Genomic DNA, 6,000 nt, shown 5'->3' on the forward strand with positions numbered 1-6,000 from the left:
AAGCAATAAGCAAGCTGAAGTTAGCGCGACGGGTTAGCTCTCCAAAGGCAAAACGCCGACGCTAACGCGCCGGCGCTCAGAATCTTGGCCTATTGCCTACTGCTTATTGCCTATCGCTAGCTGACTTTCCGAATCACCTGCATCGTGCTCCAGTCATAGGCGAACTTCTGGCCGCAATCGAGGCAGACGACATAATGGCCGCCCTGGCCTACAGGCTCCCAATCCGAATTGCGGCTGGAGCTTGCGCTGGCTGCGGCGAATGGCTTTGACGTGTGACGATGACGACAGCTAAGCGACAGGACTTGCAGGAATTTCTGAATCATTTCTCTTTGGACCTTTGCTGCAATGACGTGCCTGTCCCGCTCGCGCAGGACAGGCCGTCAAATAAAACGGAGCCGATTAAGCGCGAGCCGCGACTGCCGAGGACTCGATGGAGACGGGCTCCTTGCTGTCCTTCTGCTGTCCGGGCTTGCGGATGTCGATGCCGCCCTTGAAGAAGGCGCCATCTTCGATGCTGATGCGCTGCGCCACGACGTCGCCGGTGAGCGAGCCTTCGTTGCGGATGTCAACGCGGTCGCTGGCCGTCAGGTTGCCGCGAACTTTGCCGAGCACAACCACTTCGCGGGCGTTGATGTTCGCCGAAACCTGGCCGTTACGGCCGATGGTCACGCGATTTCCCGGAAGCTGGATGGAGCCTTCGACCTTGCCGTCGATGTACAGCGACTCGGATCCGGTGACTTCGCCCTTGATAACGAGGCTCTTGCCGATCGTCGCCTGCTCCTGGGTGTTCAGGACGGCATTGCGGTTGGCGGGAGCGGGAGTTGGTTCAGAAGTTGGCATCGGGCGAGGGGTCTCCATGGCCGGGGTCGGGGCTGGCTTGCTCTGAGTCGGGTTAGGTGCCGGAGTGCTGTTCGGCTGGTTTGGCGCTTGGGGGTTGGCTGGCTTCCACATTGAGTTCTATGTCTCCTTCAGTCTCTTTCTAGTTCAAGTGTCGCTAGCTCCAACGCTGACTCCCGACTCGGGCCAAGAGCGAACCGGATGGTGCTGGCGTCTTGCGATTTTCTAGCAGAGAGTGTACCGCTGGATTACGATTGTGCAAACAATCTGAGCACCTAAAGTGCCAGATGTTTTCGACTTAGTTCTAACTAGGTTCAACTCTGCTTCAAATGGGGATTTTCTGCGCTTAAGCAGTGGATTTTCGCGGCTCGCAGGCGCGTAAAGTCATGTAATTCTTGCGCTCTGGTCCGGCACTTCTTGCGTGGGAGAAAAGCCTTAAATGCCGCTGATTCGGTGCGAGAGCATGAAGCCAGACCAACGTGGAGACGGGCGTCCCGGCGGCTTGTTGGCTATTTCAAAAGGCTCCTGAATACGTCCTCATCAATCACAGCAACCTTCAGATCCCGAGCCTTGTCGAGCTTCGAGCCGGGATCGCTGCCCGCCACGACGTAGTCTGTTTTCTTGCTGACCGAGCCGGAGACCTTCCCCCCGGCGTCCTCGATCATTTTCTTGGCTTCGTCGCGGCTGAGATTCGGCAGCGTGCCGGTCAGGACGAAGGTCTTGCCCGCCAGTTTGGTGCCCCGCTCTTTCTTCTCTCCTTCAAAGCGCAGGCCTGCTTTTCGCAGCCGTTCGACCAGCTCGCGATTGCGCGGCTCGGAGAAGAACTCCGTGATGGCTTCACCCACCCGGGGACCGACTTCGGTGACCTGCTGCAGTTCGTCGAAGCCGGCATTCATGAATGTGTCCATGCTGCCAAAATGCTCGGCGAGAAGCTCCGCCGTGCGCTCGCCTACAAATCGAATTCCCAAGCCCAGGATTACTCGTTCCAAAGGCAATTTCTTCGAGGCGTCAATTTCGCGCAAAAGATTATCTGCAGATTTCTTCCCGATCCGCTCGAGAGAAAGCAGCTTGGTTTCATCGAGCCCATAGATATCGGCAATGTCTTTCACCAGTCCGCGATCGGCGAGCTGATTCACTAGCGATTCGCCCATGCCCTCGATATTCATTACGCCGCGCGAGGCGAAATGCAGCAGGCTCTCGCGCAGCTTCGCCGGGCACTTGGCATTCACGCAGCGATGGTCGGCCTCGCCTTCGGCGCGCACTACTTTGCCTCCACATTCAGGACAGTGCGTGGGAAATTCGAAGGTGCGATGGCCGCGCGGATGATCCTTGTCTTCGACGACCTTTACTATTTTGGGAATCACATCGCCGCCGCGTTCGACCAGAACCCAGTCGCCGATCTTTACTCCAAGACGATCGATCTCGTCCTGGTTGTGTAGGGTGGCGCGTTTCACGGTCGTTCCGCCGATCGGCACCGGATGCAGGGCAGCCAAAGGCGTCAGCTTGCCCGTGCGTCCGACCTGCACGAGGATGTCTTCGATCTGCGTGACTCCCGAACGCGCGGCGTACTTGTAGGCAATCGCCCAGCGCGGAGCCTTTCCGGTAAACCCGAGCTGACGCCACTGCTGCGTGGAATCGACTTTCACGACGATTCCATCGATTTCGTACGGAAGCTTCTCGCGCTGAGCTTCCATCTTGTTGACGAAGCCGAGAATCTCATCGAGATCATTCGTTCGAATGCGATGCGGATTCACTTTGAATCCGGCTTTCTCCAACATGTTCAGCGACTCAAAATGGCTCGGAAGAAAGCTGTTGCCGTCGCGCAGCAGAAAGTAAGCGAAGTAGTCCATCCGCCGGCTGGCCACGATCTTCGGATCGAGCATGCGAATGCTTCCCGCTGCCGCATTGCGTGGATTAGCTGCCCTTGGGAGCCCCTGCTGCTCGCGCTCTTCGTTGAGTCGCAAAAACGCTTTGATCGGCATGATCACTTCGCCGCGCACTTCGAAATGGCCAGGAATGCCTGCTGATGAGAGCTTCCTGTGATCGATGCGCAGCGGCACCGTCGGCATGGTGCGCACGTTGATAGTCACATCCTCGCCGGTGGTGCCATCGCCGCGCGTGAGCGCGCGCGCAAGCTGTCCGTCTTCATACGAGAGTGCGAGCGACATGCCATCCAGCTTCAGCTCGCAGACGAAATCGACTTTGCTTTTGCCAGTGAGTTCGTAAACTCGGCGCGCCCAATCGCGAAATTCCTGCTCGTTGTAGGCGTTGTCGAGCGAGAGCATCGGGCTCGAGTGCTGCGCCTTGATGAAGCCCTCGCGCGGTTTCCCTCCAACGCGCTGCGTAGGGGAATCTGGGGTGATCAGCTCAGGGTGCGCAGCCTCGATCTTCTTGAGCTGCTGCATGAGGACATCGAATTCGGCATCGCTGATTTCAGGGTCGTCGAGCACGTAATAGCGGTGCTCGTGGTGCCGAATCTGATCTCGCAGCGCTTCGATATCTGTTGAATCTTTGGCCTTGGCGGGCATACCTGTATTTATTTTCTCAGGTACTCCTGCGGAATCGGATTCTCCTGCGTCTCGGCCTCCCACATGATGGTCATGATCCACCAGCGTTTGCCGTCGTTGACGAGCTGAAAGCTGTTGATGCCGCGCTGAAAGGGTTGCGCGTCGCCGGCGTTGTGGCGCGATTCGTAGGTGCTGAAGACCTGCGCGATGTTGCCGAAGGTTTCAATTTTGTTCGAAACGCCTCGCTCGAAAAATCCCTCTTTCTCCAGAAACGGAGCCGAGCGCTCGACATAGTCGTCGGGAGTGAGCACACGTGAGCGTACTTCAGTTTCGTTCGGACGCTTTCCAGTGGGAATCAGCCGTGCGCCCGGATAGAACAGCGAGCGGAAGCGATCCCAATCACGTTTCTTGCCGGCAGAGCCGGAGATTACGTCGTAGGTGGCGCCGAGGATTGAGTCAATTGAGCGAACGTCGTCTTCTTTCGCCTGAGGTGTGGGAGCCGATTGCGTGGTAGTTGTCGTAGAAGGAACTTGACCAGGCGTTGACGAGTTGGTTTGCGCAACAGTCACACAGCAAGAGAGAAATAGAACCGCGAGAATTTGTCTATTCATAGATGTGGCCCACACGGGAGAAGTTCTCCTTCAAAGAATCAATTCATCTGGATTATTCATGATCCATTGGATTATTCATGATCCATGTTTTTAAGGTCTGTCATCCTGAGCGCTGCTGTTGCGCGAAGGATCTCCCGCGATGTATCGGTCTTACTTGCTGTCGGCATGGCTCCTCCACCAAAAATCCACCTCCCGGGCCGAGGAGCCTCGCGACTGCATTTTCAGTCTGAAACATTCAGGGAGATCCTTCGCGCAACAGCGGCGCTCAGGATGATAGGATTGCGAGCCTTCAACTTGTTTGCCGCCCTGTGACGCGAAAGATTGTATATGCATCGACCTGCCGTTCCGCACTTCCGCTGCGGCCTGCGAACATTTATCCTCTGTAGCTTCTTAATCGAGGAAAGACTCACATGTCATTGCGACGATGGATTTCTGCCTTCGTTTTGCTGTTTGCCGCCTCCGCACTGTACTCCCAGGACAATTCAGTTCCATACAAGGAATTGCGTTGGCGCTGTATAGGCCCATTCCGCGCGGGCCGGACGGTGGCCATTGCAGGCATTCCCGATCAACCGAATGTCTTCTTCATGGCCCCGAATAACGGAGGCGTGTGGAAGACCGACGATTTCGGGCGCACGTGGACGCCGATCTTCGACGGCCAACCCACAGGATCGATCGGCGCCATGGCTCTTGCTCCATCTGATCCCAACATCATCTACGTCGGCAGCGGAGAAGGGCTGCGTCGGCCAGATCTTTCGACCGGCGACGGCATTTACAAATCCACAGATGGCGGGAAGACGTGGACTCACCTCGGCTTGCGCGATGGTCAGCAGATCGGCTCAATCCTCGTGGATCCAGGCGATCCGAATCGAATCTATGTAGCCGTTCTCGGACATCCATACGGTCCCAACGCGGAACGCGGAGTTTTTCGTTCAACTGACGGCGGTCAGACATTCCAGAAAATTCTCTACAAAGACGAAAACACCGGAGCGATCGATCTCGCTTTCGATCCTTCCAATCCGCAAACCATCTATGCAGATATGTGGGCCTCGCGTCGCGGTCCGTGGACGGCTGGCGATTCGTACAACGCGCCGGGAAGCGGGCTGTACAAATCTACCGACGCCGGCGACCATTGGACACAGCTCACCGACGGTCTCCCAGATTGGGAACACGACAAAGTCGGCCGCATTGGAATTGGCATTGCCCCGAGCAATCCGAAACGCATGTACGCGATGGTGGATTCGCCAACGAAAGGTGGCGTCTATCGCTCCGACGATGCCGGAGAGAGCTGGAAGCTCGTCAATAACGAAGAGCGCGTCTGGGGACGCGGCTCCGACTTCGCTTGGGTGCGTGTTTCTCCGCGCGATGAAAACACAATCTATGTAGCCAACACTTCGTCGTACAAATCCACCGATGGTGGGCAGACCTATACCGCCTGGAAAGGAGCGCCGGGCGGAGATGATTACCACTCAATCTGGATCAATCCGAAAAATCCCGACATCATTTTTCTGGGAGTTGATCAGGGCGCGACCATCACCGTGAACGGTGGACGCACCTGGAGTTCGTGGTACAACCAGCCCACGGCGCAGTTCTACCACGTCATCACCGACGATCAGCATCCGTATTGGGTTTACGGCGGCCAGCAGGAGAGCGGCTCTGCGGGAACCCTGAGCCGTGGCAACGATGGCGAGATCACCTTCCGCGACTGGCATTCGGTCGGTGCCGACGAGTATTCGTATGTTGCGCCAGATCCGCTCGATCCGAACATCATCTATGGCGGGCCGCGCTTCAAGGTCTCGCGCTACCACCGCGACACTGGGCAAGTAGAAGACGTAACGCCATTCCTCCTCGGCGAGTACCGCACCAATCGCACCATGCCGCTGATCTTCTCAAAGAAAGATCCGCACCTGCTGCTGCTTGGCCTGAACGTGATGTTCAAAACCACGAACGGCGGGAAAAGCTGGGAAAAGATATCGGACGACCTCACCCGTCCCGATCCGGGAACGCCGTCGAGCATGGGAGTATTTGCCGCCTCAGACTCGCAGAAC

5 protein-coding genes are annotated in these 6,000 nt (G+C 57.0%); 1 reads left to right on the plus strand and 4 read right to left on the minus strand.

Features of this window, described 5'->3' with window-relative positions:
• Positions 1–116 precede the first annotated feature (116 nt).
• The 4 genes from VFU50_16995 to VFU50_17010 all read right to left on the minus strand — a co-directional run bounded on the left by VFU50_16995 (position 117) and on the right by VFU50_17010 (position 3,955).
• Complete coding sequence (locus tag VFU50_16995) at positions 117–323, minus strand: hypothetical protein (GenBank protein HEU5234561.1); 207 nt, start codon at positions 321–323, stop codon at positions 117–119.
• A gap of 76 nt (positions 324–399) precedes the next feature.
• Positions 400–858: a polymer-forming cytoskeletal protein gene (locus VFU50_17000; protein ID HEU5234562.1), complete on the minus strand. Its 459-nt coding sequence runs from the start codon at positions 856–858 to the stop codon at positions 400–402.
• Between the two features lie 488 nt (positions 859–1,346).
• Positions 1,347–3,365, minus strand: coding sequence for an NAD-dependent DNA ligase LigA (ligA, locus tag VFU50_17005; protein ID HEU5234563.1), 2,019 nt, complete (start codon positions 3,363–3,365; stop codon positions 1,347–1,349).
• Between the two features lie 8 nt (positions 3,366–3,373).
• On the minus strand, positions 3,374–3,955 hold the full coding sequence (locus VFU50_17010) for a hypothetical protein (GenBank protein ID HEU5234564.1): 582 nt from the start codon (positions 3,953–3,955) through the stop codon (positions 3,374–3,376).
• A 410-nt stretch (positions 3,956–4,365) separates the two neighbouring features.
• Here VFU50_17010 and VFU50_17015 point away from each other — a divergent pair.
• On the plus strand, positions 4,366–6,000 hold a 1,635-nt coding region (locus tag VFU50_17015), incomplete at its 3' end, for a glycoside hydrolase (protein HEU5234565.1).

This window comes from Terriglobales bacterium, from assembly GCA_035764005.1.
GTDB lineage: Bacteria > Acidobacteriota > Terriglobia > Terriglobales > Acidobacteriaceae > Gp1-AA112.

Bases quoted from the DNA above. Each gene is read 5' to 3' on its own strand.
- VFU50_16995 (HEU5234561.1), bottom strand. From the start codon at position 323: ATGATTCAGAAATTCCTGCAAGTCCTGTCGCTTAGCTGTCGTCATCGT.
- ligA (HEU5234563.1), bottom strand. From the start codon at position 3,365: ATGCCCGCCAAGGCCAAAGATTCAACAGATATCGAAGCGCTGCGAGAT.
- VFU50_17000 (HEU5234562.1), bottom strand. From the start codon at position 858: ATGGAGACCCCTCGCCCGATGCCAACTTCTGAACCAACTCCCGCTCCC.
- VFU50_17010 (HEU5234564.1), bottom strand. From the start codon at position 3,955: ATGAATAGACAAATTCTCGCGGTTCTATTTCTCTCTTGCTGTGTGACT.